The sequence below is a fragment of the Sandaracinaceae bacterium genome, from assembly GCA_020633055.1.
Lineage (GTDB): Bacteria > Myxococcota_A > Polyangia > Polyangiales > Houyiibacteriaceae > JADJJE01.
In genome coordinates this window covers 54,824-73,248 of sequence record JACKEJ010000012.1, presented here as the reverse complement: position 1 = coordinate 73,248, position 18,425 = coordinate 54,824, and the positions used below count along the sequence as shown (strand labels likewise).

General features: G+C 70.9%; 12 protein-coding genes. 4 read left to right on the top strand and 8 right to left on the bottom strand.

Annotation, left to right across the window (positions count from 1 at the left end; genetic code table 11):
- Positions 1-104: 104 nt before the first annotated feature.
- The 4 genes from H6726_26760 to H6726_26745 all read right to left on the bottom strand — a co-directional run bounded on the left by H6726_26760 (position 105) and on the right by H6726_26745 (position 10,139).
- Positions 105-3,203: a hypothetical protein gene (locus tag H6726_26760; GenBank protein MCB9661279.1), complete on the bottom strand. Its 3,099-nt coding sequence runs from the start codon at positions 3,201-3,203 to the stop codon at positions 105-107.
- Positions 3,204-3,433: 230 nt separating this feature from the next.
- Positions 3,434-4,585 (bottom strand): HRDC domain-containing protein, encoded by a 1,152-nt coding sequence (locus H6726_26755; protein MCB9661278.1) that lies wholly within the window; start codon positions 4,583-4,585, stop codon positions 3,434-3,436.
- Positions 4,582-6,843, bottom strand: a complete 2,262-nt coding sequence (locus tag H6726_26750; GenBank protein ID MCB9661277.1) for a hypothetical protein — start codon at positions 6,841-6,843, stop codon at positions 4,582-4,584. The genes H6726_26755 and H6726_26750 overlap by 4 nt, the downstream gene beginning before the upstream one ends.
- Positions 6,840-10,139: a DUF2339 domain-containing protein gene (locus H6726_26745; protein ID MCB9661276.1), complete on the bottom strand. Its 3,300-nt coding sequence runs from the start codon at positions 10,137-10,139 to the stop codon at positions 6,840-6,842. The genes H6726_26750 and H6726_26745 overlap by 4 nt, the downstream gene beginning before the upstream one ends.
- A 321-nt stretch (positions 10,140-10,460) precedes the next feature.
- Here H6726_26745 and H6726_26740 point away from each other — a divergent pair, with 321 nt between their 5' ends.
- A complete protein-coding gene (locus tag H6726_26740; protein ID MCB9661275.1) occupies positions 10,461-10,862 on the top strand; it encodes a hypothetical protein in 402 nt (133 codons plus the stop codon).
- 126 nt (positions 10,863-10,988) lie between these two features.
- Here H6726_26740 and H6726_26735 read toward each other — a convergent pair whose 3' ends face one another.
- Both H6726_26735 and H6726_26730 read right to left on the bottom strand, forming a co-directional pair.
- Positions 10,989-12,143 (bottom strand): penicillin-insensitive murein endopeptidase, encoded by a 1,155-nt coding sequence (locus H6726_26735; GenBank protein ID MCB9661274.1) that lies wholly within the window; start codon positions 12,141-12,143, stop codon positions 10,989-10,991.
- Positions 12,110-12,700 carry a TetR/AcrR family transcriptional regulator gene (locus tag H6726_26730; protein MCB9661273.1) on the bottom strand — a complete coding sequence of 197 codons (591 nt, stop codon included), beginning with the start codon at positions 12,698-12,700 and terminating at the stop codon, positions 12,110-12,112. The genes H6726_26735 and H6726_26730 overlap by 34 nt, the downstream gene beginning before the upstream one ends.
- 78 nt (positions 12,701-12,778) lie before the next feature.
- On the opposite strand from H6726_26730, the gene H6726_26725 reads away from it, so the two are divergent.
- Entirely contained in the window at positions 12,779-13,618 is an 840-nt protein-coding gene (locus tag H6726_26725; GenBank protein MCB9661272.1) for an SAM-dependent methyltransferase, read from the top strand.
- A gap of 55 nt (positions 13,619-13,673) precedes the next feature.
- On the opposite strand, the gene H6726_26720 is transcribed toward H6726_26725, so the two are convergent.
- Together H6726_26720 and H6726_26715 are read right to left on the bottom strand one after the other, a co-directional pair.
- On the bottom strand, positions 13,674-15,080 hold the full coding sequence (locus H6726_26720; GenBank protein MCB9661271.1) for a M20/M25/M40 family metallo-hydrolase: 1,407 nt from the start codon (positions 15,078-15,080) through the stop codon (positions 13,674-13,676).
- Between the two features lie 4 nt (positions 15,081-15,084).
- The gene (locus H6726_26715; protein ID MCB9661270.1) at positions 15,085-16,275 is read right to left on the bottom strand and encodes a serine/threonine protein kinase; all 1,191 of its coding nucleotides are present in this window, start codon (positions 16,273-16,275) and stop codon (positions 15,085-15,087) included.
- Between the two features lie 158 nt (positions 16,276-16,433).
- Here H6726_26715 and lexA point away from each other — a divergent pair, with 158 nt between their 5' ends.
- On the top strand, positions 16,434-17,237 hold the full coding sequence (lexA, locus tag H6726_26710) for a transcriptional repressor LexA (protein MCB9661269.1): 804 nt from the start codon (positions 16,434-16,436) through the stop codon (positions 17,235-17,237).
- A gap of 107 nt (positions 17,238-17,344) precedes the next feature.
- Positions 17,345-18,346: a DNA-binding protein gene (locus H6726_26705; GenBank protein MCB9661268.1), complete on the top strand. Its 1,002-nt coding sequence runs from the start codon at positions 17,345-17,347 to the stop codon at positions 18,344-18,346.
- Positions 18,347-18,425: the final 79 nt, after the last annotated feature.

The following is an 18,425-nucleotide window of genomic DNA, read 5'->3' as shown; positions in this document are numbered from 1 at the left end:
GTCCCCGACCGCGCGTTCGACCACGGCTCAGGGGCGCCATGCGCTCGCGCGGCTGCACGACGTGCGCCGCGCCGCGACCGCCGGGCGCACGTCTGCACCTCGAGTCAGCGCCGTCGCCGCACGCGCACGAGGCCGATGACACCGAGCACCAACCAGAGCGCTGCGGTGCCGTCTCGGCCCTCCGTTCCCACCGCACACCCGGAGCCGCCGCTCAGGCCGCCCATGAACGACACGTTCTCCGACGATGGGTCGAGGTAGTCCGGGACCCCGTCACCGTCCACGTCCGCGCGCCCCTCGGTCATGTCGGGGATACCGTCCCCGTCCGAGTCGGTGTCCAACCATGCAGGCACGCCGTCGTCATCAGGGTTGCCATGGCGTCCCACGTCCATGCGCTCGGTCGCCGTGGGGATCCCGTCCCCGTCGTCGTCGTCGTCCAGGTAGTCCGGCACGGTGTCCATGTCGGTGTCCACGTCCACGTCGCCGGGCCGTTCGTCACGCGTGAGCAGCGTGTCCCCGTCGTCGTCACTGTCGCGGTGGTCGGGGATGCCGTCGCCGTCCGTGTCGCGGGCGACCCCGTCGGGCGCCTCCACGGCGGTCGGGACGCCGTCCCCGTCGTCGTCATCGTCGAGGTAGTCGGGGACGTCGTCCCCGTCGGTGTCGACGTCGCTGGGGATCTCGAGGACCGTGGGGACGCCGTCGCCGTCGTCGTCGGGGTCGGCGATGTCCGGGACACCGTCGTCGTCGGTGTCTGGGCAGGTCCCAGCCGCATCAGGGCACTCGACGTCGTCGGGCACGCCGTCTCCATCACGGTCGCCGGTGTCCGTGCCGTTCATGACGGTGAAGCTCGCGCTGTCCATCGACACCGCTCCTCCTGGGGTCGTCGCCGTGACGACCACCGTGTGCGCTCCATCCGCGAGCCCGGCCCCCGGCCGGAAGCTGAAGGTGCCGGTCACGTCCGCCACGACCGTACCTGCAGACGTGTCGTCGATGCGGACGACCACGCTCGCGCCCGGCGTCGCGAGCCCGGCGACGACGGGCCGGTCGACGCCCAGGTGAGCGCCGTCGACGGGTGAGAGCAGCAAGACAGAACGCTCGGTCGGCGTGCTCGTGTCGACCAGGAAGTCGCGCGTCACGCTGCTCTGGTTCCCGGCGGAATCCGTGGCCGTGACCACGACCTGGTGCGCTGCATCGCTCAGGTCGGTGGGCGGGGTGAACGCGAAGCTCCCGTCGTCCGCGACCACGACCGTGCCAGCGACGTTCCCGTCGATGGTCACGCGGATCTGGTTCCCGGGCTCGCCCGTGCCGACGATGGCCGGGCGTGGCTCGGACAGCTGTTCATCCTGGAGCGGGGACGTGACGGTCAGCGGCGGGGCCGTCAGATCGACGGTGAACGCGTGCGTGTCGGTGGCGGGCGCGCCTCCGTCGGTCGTGGCCGCGACGACGCTGTGCGCCCCTTCGCCCAGGTCGCTGGGCGCCGTGAGCGCCCACTGCCCGGCCGCGTCGGCGGTGGCAGTCCCAATCGCGCCACCGTCCAGCATCAGCGACACGCTGGCCCCTGGCGCCGCCGTCCCGGAGATGACCGGTCGGACCATGTTCGTGAAGCCCTGGTGGGCGGGCTGAACGATGTCGAGGGGTGCGAGCCCGGCCACCACGGTGAACGCGACGCTCGCGCTGGCGCTGTTACCCGCGCCGTCCGTCGCGACGACCATGGCGGAGTGCGCGCCGTTCGAGAGAGGCGTGCCCACCACGGTCGACCACTCGCCCTGTGCGTTCGCCACGACGGTCGCGATGACCCCTGCGTCCACCGAGACCTGCACGGAAGCGCCAGGCTCGGCTCGGCCCGCGATGCGCGGCGTGCTGTCCCCCACCTGCGCTGCGTCCGTCGGCTCGTCGATGGTGACCAGGGTCATGAGGTCGACGCTGACCTGCAGCGTGCGCGTCGCGGTGCCGCCGTTCGGGCCCGTGGCGACGACCTGGATGGCGTGGGCACCGTCCGTGAGTGGCGTGCTGACCGCGACCATCCAGCCGCCCCCGCCGTCGGCCGTATCGGAGCCCACCATCACACCGTCGACACTCACGACGACCGTCGCGCCCGGCTCTGCCGTACCGCTGACCGTAGGCGTGGCCGTGCCCAGCTGGGCCCCGGCGAGAGGCGAGGTGACGACGAGCGCGACGCACGTGCTGCCATCGCCCGTGAAGCCCGTGGCGCACTGACACTCGAAGCCCCCTGGCGTGTTGACGCAGGCAGCGTTCGCGCTGCACCCCGCTCCGCCGAGGGCGCACTCGTCGATGTCGGTACAACCCGCAGGCAGGGGGCTGATGCTGCAGGTTCCGTCCCCGCTGGGGTTCGCTGGATTGTTGTTGCACAGCGGAACCCCAGCGTAGCCGGCAGGACACGTCACGCCGGCGCCCAGCAACGTTCCGTCACACGCCTCGCACGCGTCGACCGAGCCGTTGTTGCAGCCGGGGAGCGTGCCGCCCCACGAGCGGATGCGGAACACGCCTGCCTCACCCACGTTGGAGCGCGAGGTGAGCATCAGCACGCCCGGTGTCCCCGAGCCGGGCAGCGCCTGGGCCGTGCCGGCGCCGTCATCGAGCCCCGCGGTGGCCTCGGTGCCCCCGAGCCCGCCGTTGCCAGAGCTCGCGTCCCCCGTGGTCCATGTCAGGGCCGCATAGCGAAACTCCACGTCCACGCCGCGCGTCGCGGCACCCGTGCCACATGCGACGTCCGGGACGCTGAGGATGACCTGGAAACTGTTGAGCTGATCAGGACGAAACCCGTTGGACGAATTGTAGTAGGTGACATTCTCCCAGGTGACCATGATCCTGTCACCCGGTGTCTGAACACCACTGTTCAAATCTGACACAACGCAGAGATAGACGGTTCCTGGGTTTGGAATGTCCGGCAGCAGAAGGCGATTGAAATCGCGCAGATCGACGTCGGCGAAGTACGCCGCCACCGACGCCGTGCGAAGGCCCGGGATAGCCGTCGGCGTGTACGTGTAGACCGGCTCGCCGAACGAGATGGTGCCGTTGACGTTGACGTAGAGCTCGGTGCTGTTCGACGCGAACGGAATCCCGTCCGTGCCGAACACGTTCAGGATGTCGGCCTCGGGGATGCGATAGGCGCCGTCGTCGCGGGCCGAGCGCGAGATGCCACTGTTCGTGAAGAGCGCGTCGAGCGGTGTGCCAAAACCGGACACCCCACACGTCCGAAGCGTCGCCTGTGCCAGCGCGCCCGGTGGTCGCGAAAGGCATCCGACAAACAACGCGAGCGCGACGCCCACGAATCCCATGAACCGAGACACAGAGGTCTTTGATTTCTCCACGGTTCCCCCTTGGTACGAAACAACTACTGGAATAGAACAGTTCCAAGATGAGAACGGTTCGCTATGGTTGTTTACCCTTATCTATCAGCCGTGAATGAGGACGCTCATGCGCGCCGATCAATCATGACGATCCGCTCACGGTCCATCGCGAGACACACGTCGCCGGCCATGAGGCGCGCGAGCGAGCGGCCGAGGAGCTCGTGGCGCCACCCGTCCGCGAGGGGCGTGCCGGGCTGTCCGGACACGTACGCGGCGATGTCCTCTCGCTTGGCCAAGCGCGGCAGGTCGATGCTCTCGTCGTCGGCTCGCTGACTGGCCCACGCCATCGCCAGCGCGATCAGCCCAGGTGGCGCGGTGGCGGGTGTCGCGGCCGGGGGCTGATGCAGCTCGGCGAGGTCCAGCTGCTGACCCCGCGCGAGCGCCGCCAACAGTCCGGGCTCGTGGGACCGCAGCGCGCGCCGATCCAGCCCGCGCACGCGCTCGAGGTCACCCGCCGTCTTGGGAGGCCGGTCGATCATGGCTTGCACGGCGACGTCCGGGATCACGCGCCGCACGGGGACGTTCATCGCCATCGCCGTACGTTCTCGAAACGCCAGCAGCTCTTGCGCCACCGCGGCGGCGCGGGGGCGCAAAGACGAGCTGCCCTTCACCTTCCACCAAGCCGTCTCGGGGTCACGCGACACACGCGCGCTCGCTCGCACACGCTCGCACTCCTCCTCGCACCAAGCCAGGCGCCCGCGGTCACGCAGACGCGCGACGAGCACCTCCGTGAGCTCGATCAGGTGCAGCACGTCATCGGCGGCGTATTGCAGCTCGTCGGACGCGAGCGGCCGGCGCGTCCAGTCGGCGAGCTGTGCGCCCTTGCGGAGCTGTCGCCCGAGACCCTCGAACACCAGCTTGCCCAGGTTGGGCATCCCCATCCCCAAGAACGACGCAGCGATCTGAGGGTCGAACAACCTGCGCGGGGCCCGCCCCACCTCGCGCAGGAGAATCTCGAGGTCTTGGGAGCAGGCGTGAACCACGCAGAGGCCTGGACCTGCGAGCAGCGGCTCGAGCGCCCGCAGGTCTACGCGTAGGGCGTCGACGAGCACCACGCGGTCCAGAAAGGCGAGCTGCACGAGGCACACCTTCGCGAAGTACGTGGTCTCGCGGTGGAACTCGGTGTCCAGCGCGTAGGTGGGTGCTGCGGACGCAGCTTCGACGATGCCCGCGAGAGCCTCGGGCGTGTCGACGTACTCGAAGTCGGCCGTGGTCATTCCGGGAGCTTGTCACGCTCCGGCGCCGCTGCATCTACGACGGGTCTCGACTCGCGCGCTTCCGCGTCTGGCTCACTCGTCTCGGACGCCCCCTCCGAGGCGACGTGCTCCTCTGTGCGCTGCGTGTCGCCCGCGTCGCCCGCGGGCGCGGGGTCGTGTCGGTCGCCCGCATCGCCAGGCGCGGGGTCGTTCACGGCGCCCGAGCTGGCGGGCGCCGGGCCGTCCCCATCGCTCCGCACCAAACGGAAGGTGAGCGCGCCGAGCAGCAGCACGACGACGACGAGCACCACCAGCAAGGCGGTCTCGGTCACGGCGTCGCGGCTGGGGCTCGGAGGCGCGTAGCCCGGGTTCGCCTCGAGCGGCCCGAGCTCCGCTGAAGCAGCGCGCAGGGAGAGCACCAGCTCACGGGCGCTCTCGAGGTCGTAGGAGGGTGAGTCGATCAGCGCGTTCCCCACGAGCAGCTGGTACTCGCCCGCGGGCGCTGCCATGAAGAGGTCTCGGACCTGCACCACGACCGACGCGGCCCGGACGCGTAGCGGCTGCTCGTCGCCGTCCCGCACACGCAGCTCGAGCGCCCGCACGGTGGCACCCACCGAGACGCGGAGCTGCGGGTCGCGGGTGCTCGGGCCGCGCTCGATCGTGCTGGTCTCGAGCAGGTAGGGCTCTCCCTCGAGCGAGTCGCTGCCCCACACCTCGACGCGTCGGCTCACGAGCGCGGCTTCGACGTCGAGCAGCACCTCTTCCACACGCACGACACCCGGGAGCTCAAGGCGGAACGTCGTGGCGCGCTCTGCCGGACGCGGCGTGGCGGTGAGCGTGACCTCCATGGCGCGAAGCTCGGGCTCGTCCCCCCACAGATACGGCCACTGCCGCCCTTCCCGGTCCACCACACGCACGTCGTCCGCGCCCGTGCGCGCCTGCGCCAGCGTCTCGACGTCGAGGGGCACGCGCACAAGACCCTCCGGCGTCTCGGGCACGTGCACGGCCCGCGTGTGGGAGAAACCCGCGGTGTCGACCGGGGCGCCTGGCCTCATCGCGAACGCGAGCACGGGGCCTGCGTGGAAGCGCGTGTTGTCCGTGGCGGGCCGCACCCGGGCCTCGGACACCGCGGCGCCCGGCGTGAAGCGGCCCTGCAGCTCGCGCAGTCCGTACGCCGGGCGCGTGGCGCGCGCGCCCCCGAAGTACAGCTGCGCCTCGCTCCCGTAGGTCTCGAAGACCAGCGCAGGCTGTCGGACGCGCGCCGTGACGCGCAGCTCCGCGAGCGGCGGGGCGTCACCATCCAGTACGCGCACGCGCAGCTGGTCGCCCGTCGCGGCGCTGATGGGGAGCGACAAGAGCGCCTCGTGCCAGCTGGGGATGTTGTACACGACGGCTCGACCGATCTCGGCCCCACGCGCCCCCACGCCGGTGTCCTCCACGACCACCTCGCGGTGGAACGCGCCGCTGCTGGTCGCGAACACGAGCGCGTCGGGGACGACCCCGCGTGGCCGCTGCACCGTCAGCACGGTCTCCTGCTGATCGGCGCTACGCTCCGACGCCAGCACCTCGAGGGGCACGCTCAGCTCGCGCGGGTTCGTCGGCGAGCTCTCCGTGTGCAGCGTCACCGTCGGGCGTTGGGCTGGCGCGGGCCCTCGGAGCCGGAGCCGCAGGCGCGCGCCGGGCAGCGGTTCCACCCGCACCGAGAGCTTCTCGCGCAGTGGCCCCTGCATGCGGAACAGGGTGGTGTCCGCGAGGGGCGACTCGGCGCCCGCCTCGTCTACACGGTGGATGCTGAGCTCTCGCACCAGCTCGCCGGGCGCCATGCCGAAAGCAAGCCGCCACGCGAGGGGTTCGTCGTCCGTCGTGACGGGAGCGTCGCCGGGCAGCTGCACGTCCCATGTCTCGACCACCTGCGGCTGGGCGCGGTCACCCATCACCTGCTCACGCACGTCGAGGGGCGCGAGGGGCCAGGTCGTGCTCGGCGTGCGAGGGGGGTCCGCCTCGATCACGAACTCCACGGACCGCCCTGCGACGAACACGCGCACGTCCGCCAGGTCGGCCCGCACCGCCGCGAGCACCTCGGCCGGGAGCGGGGCGCGTACGAGCCCGTCGGCGCCCTGCGTGTCGATGTCCGCCACCCTGGGGAACAGCGCCCGCAGGTCGTCCTCCGAGGCTTGCGCCACGACGCCCGACACCACGAGCGCGAGGCACAGCGGGACGGCCAGACAGGCCAGAGCCCGCGAGGTCACGCGCCGGCCATCGTCGAAGAAGCGCTTCATGTCGGTCCACCTTCCTGCTCGCTCGTGGCCGCAGGGGGGAACACGAAGCGGCGGTACGCTAGCGAGATGATGATGAGAGAGAACGCGAGGCCCACCAGGGACGCGACGCGGTAGAGGTCCTGCAGGTTGCCGAGGTCCACCAGGAAGACCTTCCCGATGGTGAGCATCACCAGGCACAGGCTGAGGCCACGCAGCGAGGTGCTCTTGCGCCACATGCCGAGCCCCAGGAGGCCAGCGCCGTAGACCGCCCACGCGAGGCTGAGCGTGAGGTCGCGCGCCGGGCGCCGATCGAAGTCGAGCTCGAGCGGGCCCTCGGGCGCGAAGGCGTCGATGATGGTGAGGTTGACCCACGCGAACCCGATGGCCACGGCGAGCACACCGAGCGCGTTGGCCAACAGCGTGACTTGCTTGGGCATCAGGCTGGCCTCGAACGGGCGCCTTCGCGCGATCTCGATGTCGCGCAGCCACATGAACCCCAGGCAGGCGGCCGCGGCGGGCACGAGGTAGGTGTAGGCCAGCCAGTTGACGAACGGCCAGGCGGACACCGGGTGGTACTCCAGCACGTAGGGGTTCAGCAGGAGGCGCACCCCGACGGCCGCGAAGTGCAGCAGCGCGAAGTACTTGAGCCCGGCGTGATCGATACGCCGGAAGAGCGCGAGCAGACCGGCGCCCAGCAGCGCCCAGCCCACGGTGACCCACTCGTTCTCCAGCTGCAGCGGGATGGCCACGCTGGCGAAGCCGAGGGCTGTCGCGGCCGGCCACGCCATTGCGGAGACGCGCACCGTCGCAGGCGCTCGGACGCGCGACACGGCCAGCATCGTGAGCACGACGGCGCTGGACAGCACGGCGGGGATGCCGTCCGTGTGGCGCCCGAACACGTCGCGGTAGGCCTCGAGGATGGGCAAGAAGAACAGCGGCATGGCCAGCGCGCTCCCACGGTAGAGCCCGCGCGACGCGCGTGCCCGCGCCCCCAACGCCAGCATCGGTACGCAGGTGGCGCCCGCGGCCACCAGCACGAGGACGGTCAGCCACGACCCCTCTGCGCTGGCGATGCTCTCGTGCCCATCCAGCCAGGCGGCGCGGATGGAGAGCGCGAGCACGACCCAACCGAAGGAGGCGCCTGCCCCCGAGCGCGCGAGGGGCAACCAGACCGCGACGAGGGCGACCGCGGCCGCCACGGCGAACAGCCCCACCGTGACCGGGACGCCAGGCGGGAGCACGGTCAGGTGCACCGCGAACACGAGCGCGGCGATACCCGCCGCGTGGTCGAGCGGAGAGCGCTTCTCGACGTCGCGCACCAGCACCCCCACGTTCGCGCCGAGCACGGGCGCGATGGTGAGCACCAGCCACACCCACTCGCTCGGTCGTCCTGGCAGCGCCCCTTGCGTCACGTGCAGCGCAGCGACCGACACCGTGGCCAGCGGCGCGACCAACGCGGCCAGCCAGCGCAGCGGTGACGCCGCGGCGACGCCCAAGCTCGTGATCACGATGAGGAGCGCGGTGAGGGTCCCAGCGAGGGGAAGCACCCGCTCGGCGCCCATGAGCAGCGCGAACGAGGCGGCGACCGCGAACAACACCGCGGCGTGACTGGGCTGGAACGAGAGGCCGAGGGGACTCGGCGTGTCCGACGAGGGCGCGGCCTGTGCTCGCCCTTCGGTGCGGACGAAACGCAGCACCACCCCCGCATGGACCAACGTCAGCGCCGCGATCAGCGCGCAGAAGGCTCCGCCGAGCGCGGCCTCGTGCGAGGCCACGACGTGCATCAACAGCGTGACGCCGCCCGCCGCCGCAGCAGCCACCTGGATCCAGAACGCGCGCGTCGCGAGCGCGACCACGCCTGCCCCCACGGTCAGCGCGCTGACGAGGACCAGCGTGGGCCAGAGGTCCATGCGCAGGTCACGGTGCGTCGCGAAGAACAGCGGGAACAGGAACGGCAGCAGGAGGGCAAGGGCCTGGGTGGCCTGCGCCATGAGCGTCTCGAGCGGCCGCGGCGCACCATCTGCGGGCGCTCCCGCTGCGGCCCGCCGCCCCGCGAGCACGGTCCCCAGCGCGAACACGGAGGTGAAGAGCGCGATGATGACCACGCCCCACCACACGCGCTCGGCCCCCATGCGACCCATGATCCATCCGAGCTGGTACACGAACGTGCCCAGCACGCTGAGCAGCGCCAGCAAGCCCCAGCGCGTGCGCTGCGCCACGGCCAGCAGGGCCACGTCCAGCAGCAGCAGGTAGCCGAACAAGGCGAGCGGACGGTCCTGCCCCGTGGACAACGAGATGGGCGTCACGAAGCCGCCGAGCAGACCGATCAACGCGATGCTCTGGGCCTTGTGCCGCAGCGCCAACGCGCAGCAAGCCGCCGTGGTCACGCCCATCAACCCGAACGCCAGGGGCCGCGGCACGAGGTCGTACAGCGCCGCGCTGGCCCAGCTCGCGAGATAGAGCAGCGCGACGCCAGCACCGGCGATGAAGTTCGCGAGCAGCTCGTGCCGTGCCCGCAGCGGCTTCTCGGACGCGCCGATGCAGGCGACGCCCAGGATCAGCCCGACGATGACGCGCATGGCGGGGGTGATGAGCCCGTGCTCGACCGAGTAACGGAAGAAGTACACGCCGGCGATCACCAGCGTCAGCGCGCCGACGAGCGCGATGCCACGCACGCCGAGCCACTCTTCGAGCCCAGGCCCCTTGCGGGGTGGTGGCGCGTTCGCCCCAGGCGGTGAGGGCGCGCGCCCCCCAGCGCCTGATGGCCCATGGGCAGGCCCAACGGCCGTCGAGCCGGCCTCCGGCGCCGACTGCGCCACCTCTCCCGTCTCGACCGTGGGCGGCTGGTCGACGCGCACCACAGCTCCCGGCGAGGTCAGGTCGCCCTCACCCCGCGCGTCCATCGACGCCGAGGGCTGCGGTTCCTCCGACGGCACGTTCGCCGTGGAGGCCACGAGGTCGGGCGGCACCGTCAGGGACGCCGCGAGCGGCTCCGATCCGACCGCGGTCGAGGCGGCTGTTTCGGGCGTGGCGCCCGCGTCGTTCGACGGGACTCTGGAGACGCCGACCACGGCGGACGTGGAAGCCGGGGTGCCCAGGGGCGACGTGTCCACCCGTTGCGCCGTGGGGATACGCCCCACCTCGGTCGGCACCTCCGTCGCCACAGGTCCCTCGCGCGCCTCAAGCGCCGTCAGCTTCTGCAGCAGCGCCATGTGGCGCACGTGCAGCTGATCGAGATCGACACGCAGCGCCGCGGTCTCGTTCCGGCGCTGCCGGTTTGCGCTCGCCGCGACCAGTCCAGCCACGACGAGAAACATCAGGAGGACAGGTCCTCCGCAGAAAAACGTAACGAGTGCGAGTTCTTCCATCGATGTTCCTCTTCGGCGCCGGACAGGGCGGCACAAAGCAGGTTCCACGCCAACCTACGGACGGAGCGTCTCACATCTTCGTTTTGCGCGGGGTCTGCATGCCTCTCACGCCGTATGACCCTGCCCCCATACGTGCCTTCCCAGCGTTGGTCACACACAATCCGTGCATGGCGTGTACATCGAACGCGCGCTGCTGACGCCCACGGTTCACCCGGGTGTCGGTCACGTTTTTCGTGCCGTCGCGCGGACAACCCGTTACCCTCTCGGGCCATGACTAGGGTTGTGTTGGTAGTTGCGGGGTTGCTGGCCTTGAGCGCGTGTTCACCAGGACTGAGCGCGGCCAAGCGCCAAGCCGAAGTAGACTTCGCGTGCGACAGCTCGGATCTCGAGACCACGCGGCGCAGCAATGACACGTACATCGTGCGCGGCTGCGGCCGGACGGGCGTGTACCAGTGCCCGACCGGGGTCGGAACGGATCACCGTTGGTGCTCCAACCTCACCATCCTCGCCAACCAACGCTTCGCGGCAGAGTTCTCCTGCGCCGAGTCGGAGCTCTCGGTGTCCGAACTCAGCCCGTACGTGTTCCGGGTCTCCGGTTGTGACAACCAGGCCACGTACCACTGCAGCGCCGCCGACGGTAGCCCTCGGTGTACGGTCGACGCCGCGCGCTGAACGCGCTCATTGGAAGCCGCGCGCGTTCAGCGCGCGTTGGAGCACGCCTGGCCCCACGGTGACCAGGCGCCCCACCCCGACGCCCGTCCCACGGTGACGAGGCGTCGCGTCCGAGAGGGGAACGCCTCAGCGGCAGACGCCAGGTCCCGCCGGGGGCCGCATCCACGCATCGCGTGCGTCGAGCCACGCGCGCACGTCCGGATGCATGGGGCCTGCAGCGCGCCGCGCCTCGGCCGCCGTCGTGATCGGCGCGCGCAGCCTCTCGGGGCCTGCCATGCGTGGCGTCGCGCCGGCCGACGCCAAGCGTGCCCGGTGCCAGGGTGGCATGGGTCCCGAGTCCCGACACCCTGCGGCCAGGTCGTCCACGCTGCAGAACACGCGGATGTGGAAGTGGTCGTCGTGAGGATAGCCAGGCTGGCACGCCACCTGCTCGAAGCGCCGTAGGACCGCCCGTGACGCCCCTGCGCGCCGCCCGTGCCTCAGCAGGCGTTGCCGCAGATGGCGCGCCACGAACATGCGTTGGACCCAGGCGTCGGGGTCCGACAGCAGGGCCTCCACGAAGGCCCAGGTGCGCACGACGTCGAGCTGGACCGGGACGTCGTCCGCCGCGACGCTCAGGTCCTGAAAGTCCACCCCCCGACCCGCGAGGTCGAGCGGCGCCCCCACCGACGGCCGGGGCTCTCCCTCCGCCGTGAGCGTGTAGAAGAGCACGTCCACGTCACGCCCCCCCTGGTGGCTGCCGTGGTGCGCGATGGGCCCGCCCGAGATCAGGCTCAGGTCGTTGACGACGAGCTCCCCACCGTGGCGGGCGTGCACGGCGGCTCCCGCGCGCAGGAGCGCCTGCACCAACTCGACGGTGCCGTAGCGCGCCCGGGCGTCGCGGCGGGGGTTGAAGTGCGCCCCCTCGGCCTGCAGCGGAAAGGGCACGCCGCCCTCGAGAGAACCGGCGCTCGGCCCGCCACGCGAGGTGCTGGCCGTCGGGAGTAGCCCGAGCACGTGCTGCACCTCTGGGTGCGAGTCTCTGGTCCCGACCGGAGGAGCGGGCCCGTCCTGTGCGCCGTCACCCGTTCGTCTCGGAGCCGGGCTCGCCGCGGTGACGTTCCGGCCAGCGCCATCATCCTCCCCGTCAGCGGTGGGCTGCGCGACGGCGCCATCATGGTCGGGCGCGAAGGTCGTCACGGCCAGCAGCGCGAGCACACCCACGACCGCTCGCGCGCGAGGAGACGAGCAGACCTGTCGGATGCGCGTCAGCGCTGGACGGTGGAGAACAGGGCGATGCATTGACGAACGATGAGGTCGGCCAGCGCGTCCCGGGAGATGCGCTTGTGCTCGACCCACTCGATGCTCACGGTCTCGACGTAGCCGATGTAGCCGCGCAGCGTGATGTCGACCTCGGGCGACTGGGGCAGGAGGGCCGCTGCGTCGCGAACGCGCTCGAGGAACGCCATGCGCGTGCGATCGACGATGGCTTGCACCTCTTCATCCACGCCGTCCCCGCCACGCACCAGCAGCAGGTAGTTGCGCGCGTGGCGGTCGACGTAGTCGAGGTAGCGCGTCACGCCCTCGCGCATCTCGTCCATGGTCGGCACGTCGCCCACGGTCTCCACCTCGGTCGACTCCAGCAGGCTCTCGGCGGCGGCCTCCACCGCCGCGACGAAGAACGCGCGCTTGCTGGAGAAGTAGTGGTAGAGCAGCCCCTTCGACACGCCCGCCTCCTTCGCGATCTCGTCGATGGAGATCTCGTCGTAGGGGCGGTTGCCGAAGAGCTCGAGGGCCAGGTCGAGGAGCTGCTTGCGTCGCTCGTCGACGCCGAGGCGATGGCGCGCGGCTTGATTCACGGACCCCACCTAGCAGCTGTGCGGGGCGGAGTCATCCAGCCGGTACATGTCGACACCGTGTCAGCGTACCATCCCAGGATGCAGTCAGACAGCCCCAGCCGCACGGCCATGCTGGTCGCCGCGTATCGCGCGCTCGCCACCGAGGCTCCCGAGCCCATCTGCCACGACCCGTTCGCGCGCCACCTGGCGGGTGACGAGGGCTTCGCGTTCGCGCGCCAGATGGACCGCGTCGCGCCGAACATGCAGCTCTGGATCGCCGTGCGCACCGCCTACCTCGACGCCGTGGTGCGCGAGCACACGCGCGCTGGCACGCAGCAGGTGGTGATCCTGGGTGCCGGCTTCGACACGCGCGCCAAGCGGCTCGCGGCCGAAGGGGTGCGCTTCTTCGAGGTCGACGCGCCGGCCTCGCTGCGTGAGCGGGAGCGCAGGCTGTCGCAGCTGCCCGACTACGGCACGCACGCCACCAGCGTCGCGTGCGACTTCGAGCACGAGGACTTCGTCGAGCGGTTGGTGTCAGTCGGGTTCGAGGTGCACCAGCCAGCCCTCGTGGTGTGGGAGGGGGTCAGCTACTACCTCAGCGAGCCCGCGGTGTGCGCCACCCTGCAACGCGCGGCGGAGGGGCTGCACCCAGACACGACCGTCGTGTTCGACCACGTGGGGAAGCGCTTCGTAGCGGGGGACACGCGCAGCGCGGAGGACGCCGCGACGCGTTCACGGTTGGGTGAGGCGGGCGAGCCGATGATCTGGGGCATGGACCACCCGTTCCCGCTGCTCTACGAGCTGGGCTACCGCGACGTGCGCCAAGACACGTTCGACGAGGCGTGCCTGCGCTTCACGGGGACCTACGACCGTGAGCGCAGGTTCCGCTTCCAATACCTGGTGCAAGCCCGCGTGCAGGGTGCCGCGAGCGCCCGCTGACACGCGACGCGCGCCGCCAACACCCACCGACGAGGGCTAGCGAGCGTCGCAGCGCTCAGTCCTTGCGAAGCGCGTCCGCCAGCTCGGCATACAGGCGCACCGCGGCGCGGGTGCCCTTCTTCCAGTCGTCGATGAGCAGGCTCTCGTTCTCGGAGTGCGCATGACACAGGGGGTCTTCGACGCCCGTGAGCAGCGCCGGCACGCCCCCCAGCACCTTCGCGAACGGGCCGACGAAAGGGATGGTCCCGCCGCAGCCGATGATCTCGCAATCGCGCCCGTAACCCGCGCTCATCGCTCGTCGCGCGGCGTCGAAGGCCGGCCCGACCGCGGGGGCGAGCCACGCGTTGGCGGTCTCGTCGCGCTCGACGCTCACCTCGAGACCGAAGGGCACGCGCTGCTCGAAGTGGCGCACCAACGCGTCCTGAACCGCCCGCGCCTCCTGGTTGGGCACCACCCGGACGCTGACACGCGCCCGCGCCGCATCGATGATCTGGTTGCTGGAACCCGCGATGGCGCGCGACTCGAAGGCGATCACGGTGACCGCCGGCTCGCGCCAGATGCGCGCGTACAGCGGGACGTCCTTGCGCCCAGTGAGCTGAGCCCCGGGCACCAGCCCCGCCTGCTCACGGAACGCCCCCTCGTCGAACGGGAGCTGCGAAAGCTCGGCGCGCTCGACGTCCGTGAGCTCGGCCACGCCTTCGCGGAGCGCCGGCATCACCCGGCCGTCGTCGTCCACCAGCTCTCCGAGCGCGCGGGAGAGCGCGATGACCGGGTCGGGGAGTGGGCCGCCCCACATGCCACTATGCAGAGGCTGCCGTAGGGCGCGCACCTCGACGGTGACGGCCGCGAGGCCGCGCAGTGACGCGGTCAACGACGGGATCCCCGCGTCGAGGTTGGCCGTGTCCGTCAGCACGATGCAGTCGGCCGCGAGCCGCTCGGCGTGCGTCTCGAGGAAGCGCTCGAGGTTGCCCGAGCCGATCTCCTCTTCGCCCTCGACGATGAACTTCACGTTGACGGGCAGCGTGCCGGTCGCGTCCAGCCACGCCGCGCAGGCCGCGACGTGCATCATCACGCCGGCCTTGTCGTCGACCGCGCCTCGCCCATACATGCGTCCCTCGCGCACATCGGGCTCGAACGGCGGCGTCACCCACTTGGCCTCGCGTCCCACCGGCTGCACGTCGTGGTGGCCGTAGAGCAGGAGGGTCGGAGCTCCGGGCGCGCCCAGCCACTCCGCGTAGGCGTAGGGGTGCGCTCCCGGCAGCTCGAGCACCTGCGCGCCGTGGAGGCCCGCGCGCTCCATGAGGCGCACCACCGCCTGCGCGCTCTCGAGCAGCTTGGGGTTGGGTGGGGGGTCGGCGCTGACCCCGCCGATGCGGACCAGGTCGGCCAGGTCGGCCAGGTGACGATCGAGGCTGGCTTCGAGCCGCGCGAGGGCGGCGTCGAGGGGGACGTGTTGGCTCATGCGACTACTCCGAGGGGGGGGCCTTGACGCGGCCGGGGCGGGTGGCGATCCCGGCATCGGGTGAGGGTGCCGCCACCTGTGGAGGGCGAGCATGCGGCGCCGCCGCGGACTCTGCCAGCACCGTGGGCAGGCGCGTGCGCGTGGGCTCGTGGGGCGCAGCGGACACGACGACGGGATCGCGCGGCGCGCTGTCGTCGGCGAGCAAGAGGGTGCCCTGATCGAGCTCGGTCTCGCGCAGCCGCGTGTGGGCCAGCGCCTCGTGTGTGGTGGAGAGATCACTGTCCACGTGGTCCGCGAGCGCGCCCACGACGCGCCCGAGGATGAGCTGCGCGGTGCCCGGCGGAGACAGCGCCACCAGCTCGTCCAAGAACTCGGAGGCCGTGCGATAGCGGCGCTCCGGGTCCGGCTCGAGCAGCCGCTCGACGGCCGCGGCGAAGGCTCGGTCGACGCTGGGCACGGCCTCCGAGAGCCGCGCATAGCGCCCTCGCTGCAGGTTCTCGAGCGTCTCCAGGTCGTTCGCGCCGTCGAACGGTCGTCGGCCCCGCACGCACTCGTAGAGCGTGACCCCGAGTGAGAAGAGGTCACTCTGCGCGTTGAAGTGCCCCGCGCTCGCGTACTCCGGCGCCATGTAAGGGAGCTTGCCCTTGACCGCGGCCGTGCGGGTGGCCACGTCGGCGCTCATCGCCTTCGCGATCCCGAAGTCCGTGAGCTTTACCTCTCCCTCCCGACTGAGCAGTACGTTGCTCGGGCTGATGTCTCGGTGCACGACCCCCCGCGCCCGCCCGCTGGGGGTCGCGGCGTGCGCGTACTCGAGCGCCCCCGCCAGCTCGAACGCCAGGTGCGCCACCACCCCCGTGGTGAGCCGGTCGTCCAGCTCGACCAACCTCGAGATGACAGTGCGCAGGTCGAGCCCCTCGACCAGCTCGAGCGCCAGGTAGTGCGAACCCTCGACCTCCCCGAAGTCGAGCACCTGAGCGATGCCACCATGGTGCAGGCTGGCCGAGACGCGCGCCTCCTCGAGGAACAGCCGCAGAAACTCCGTGTCCCGCTCGAACGCGGGGAGGATACGCTTGATACACACCCTCTGGCTGACGCCGGAGGCGCCGTGGCGAATGGCCTCGAAGGTCTCGGCCATGCCCCCCCGGCCGAGGCGGCGCACCAGCTCGAAGGGCCCGAATTGCGTCACCTCGGACACGCCCGGACCCTACGCGAATTCGGGCGCGTGCGCGAGCGGGCCCACGCATTGGCCGAATCTTTGACTCCGCGTCGGATGATCAGTATTGTCGGGGGCGATACCTGCACAGCTTGACAGCTTGAACACATGCACAGTATCTTCGGAGGCAGCCTAGAACCATGCAGAAGCTCACCGATAGACAGCGCGCCGTCCTGGAGTTCATCTCCGAGTCCATCTCGGACCGCGGGTTCCCCCCCACCCTCCGCGAGATCGGCAATCGGCTGGGCATCCGCAGCACCAATGGCGTCAACGACCACCTGCGCGCCCTCGAGCGCAAGGGCTACCTCACGCGCGAAGACATGAAGAGCCGTACCCTCCGCCTGGTGCGCTCGCCTGACGGGCACACGTTGGGTGACGGCGAGGACGAGGGCGACTCCGACGCGGACACGTTGCTCCACATGGCATCGGCGGGCCCGGGCTTGCACGCGGTGGGTGGTTTCGGTGGTCGCACGGCCGGGCCCGCGCCAGCGCCAGCGGCAGCGGCAGCGCCAGCGCCAGCGCCAGCGAATGATGCACGGCTCGACGACGACCTGCTCGAGATCCCCATCGTTGGGCGCGTCGCGGCGGGCCTGTTGGCGGAGGCCATCCAGGAGCCAGAGGACACCGTGCGCATCGACCGCATGCTCGTCGGCGGCAACCGCGACGTCTTCGGACTGCGCATCGTCGGCGAGTCCATGATCGAAGCAGGCATCCACGACGGCGACTACGTGTTCGTGCGCAAGCAGCTCACCGCCAACCGCGGCGAAATCGTCATCGCGCTCGTCGGCGACGAGGCTACGTGCAAGTCCTACTTCCCGGAGCGCGACCACATCCGGCTGCAGCCCGCGAACAGCACGATGGCGCCCATCCTGATCCCCAAGACGGACTGGCGCAACACGCAGATCATGGGTGTCGTGGTGGGCATCTACAGGCGCCTCCACTGAGCGTGTTAACGTCCGAGACGACGCGGTCCCGAGCAACCGTCCGCCGCGGTCCCACGGCGTAGCGCAGGGGCAGCCCCGCGGCCCTTGGGCTGCTATGGAGAGCCTCGATGTTCATCCGAGAGAGCAAGCGCGTGCGTCACTTCGTCGGTCGATGTGAGCGCGGAGAGGACCTCCACGTCGCCCTGCTGCGGCTCGCCGTCGAACACGGCATTCAGGCCGCCTGGGTGCAAGCCGTGGGTTGGCTCGAGTCCGCCGAGCTACGTGAGTACGACCAAGACGAGCGCAGTCATCGGACGCCGACACGCTTCGATACACCCCTGCAGCTGCTGAACCTCTCGGGCACCATCTCGTCGATGGACGACCGACCGTTCGCCGACCTGCACGTCACGCTCTCGCGGGAGACCGACAATGGCGTCCAAGTGTTGGGGGGAGAGCTGGCCCGCGGCGCGGTGTTCTCCGTAGAGTTCCGCCTCGACGCGTACGATGACCTCGCGCTGGTCAGGACGGCTGACGCGGCGACGGGATTGCCGTCCTTCGCGGCCTCGCCTGCAGGTCGGGCGCACGCCCACGAGCGCACGACAGGCCCGGAGCTCAGTCGCGCGGCCGTTCGGCCGGCTGTCGAACCCGTGGTCGAGCGCGCCCCCTTGCGTAGCCGCGACGACGCACGCCGCGCGCCCGACCCTGCGCCGGCTCCCCCACAGCCTTCGGAGAGCCGCGCTCCTCGAGGGGTGACGTGGGCGATGGCCGCGAGCGCGTCCGAGGAAGCTCAGCAGGCGCCCCTCCCCAGCCGCGTGGCCCGCCCCGCGCGACGCGAGGCGGAGGTCTCGGTGCCTGCGCATCGCCCACCTCCCCTGCACGACTCGCCCGCCGACGACACCCGCGCGATGCTGTTCGACGAGCCCATCCCCGAGGTGGGTGAGTATCTGGACCACCGTCAGTTCGGGCTCTGCAAGATCGAGCGGATGGACGAAGACGGGGGCGTGATGTTGCGCATGCCCGACCGGCGCAAGAAGCTGATCAAGCTGGACGTGCTCCAGGTCTTGGAGCCCCGCATCGAAGGCGACCGCATCATCTATCCCGTGCGCCCCCGAGGTCCCCGCAAGGCTTGACCGACCTGTGCGCACCGAACCGCGTGCCGCGCACGCGCAGCGCAACCCGCTCGGCGAGCCGACCCAGACGGACTCCGGG

Bases quoted from the DNA above. Each gene is read 5' to 3' on its own strand.
- H6726_26755 (MCB9661278.1), bottom strand. From the start codon at position 4,585: ATGACCACGGCCGACTTCGAGTACGTCGACACGCCCGAGGCTCTCGCG.
- H6726_26750 (MCB9661277.1), bottom strand. From the start codon at position 6,843: ATGAAGCGCTTCTTCGACGATGGCCGGCGCGTGACCTCGCGGGCTCTG.
- H6726_26745 (MCB9661276.1), bottom strand. From the start codon at position 10,139: ATGTTTCTCGTCGTGGCTGGACTGGTCGCGGCGAGCGCAAACCGGCAG.
- H6726_26740 (MCB9661275.1), top strand. From the start codon at position 10,461: ATGACTAGGGTTGTGTTGGTAGTTGCGGGGTTGCTGGCCTTGAGCGCG.
- H6726_26735 (MCB9661274.1), bottom strand. From the start codon at position 12,143: ATGCATCGCCCTGTTCTCCACCGTCCAGCGCTGACGCGCATCCGACAG.
- H6726_26725 (MCB9661272.1), top strand. From the start codon at position 12,779: ATGCAGTCAGACAGCCCCAGCCGCACGGCCATGCTGGTCGCCGCGTAT.
- H6726_26720 (MCB9661271.1), bottom strand. From the start codon at position 15,080: ATGAGCCAACACGTCCCCCTCGACGCCGCCCTCGCGCGGCTCGAAGCC.
- lexA (MCB9661269.1), top strand. From the start codon at position 16,434: ATGCAGAAGCTCACCGATAGACAGCGCGCCGTCCTGGAGTTCATCTCC.
- H6726_26705 (MCB9661268.1), top strand. From the start codon at position 17,345: ATGTTCATCCGAGAGAGCAAGCGCGTGCGTCACTTCGTCGGTCGATGT.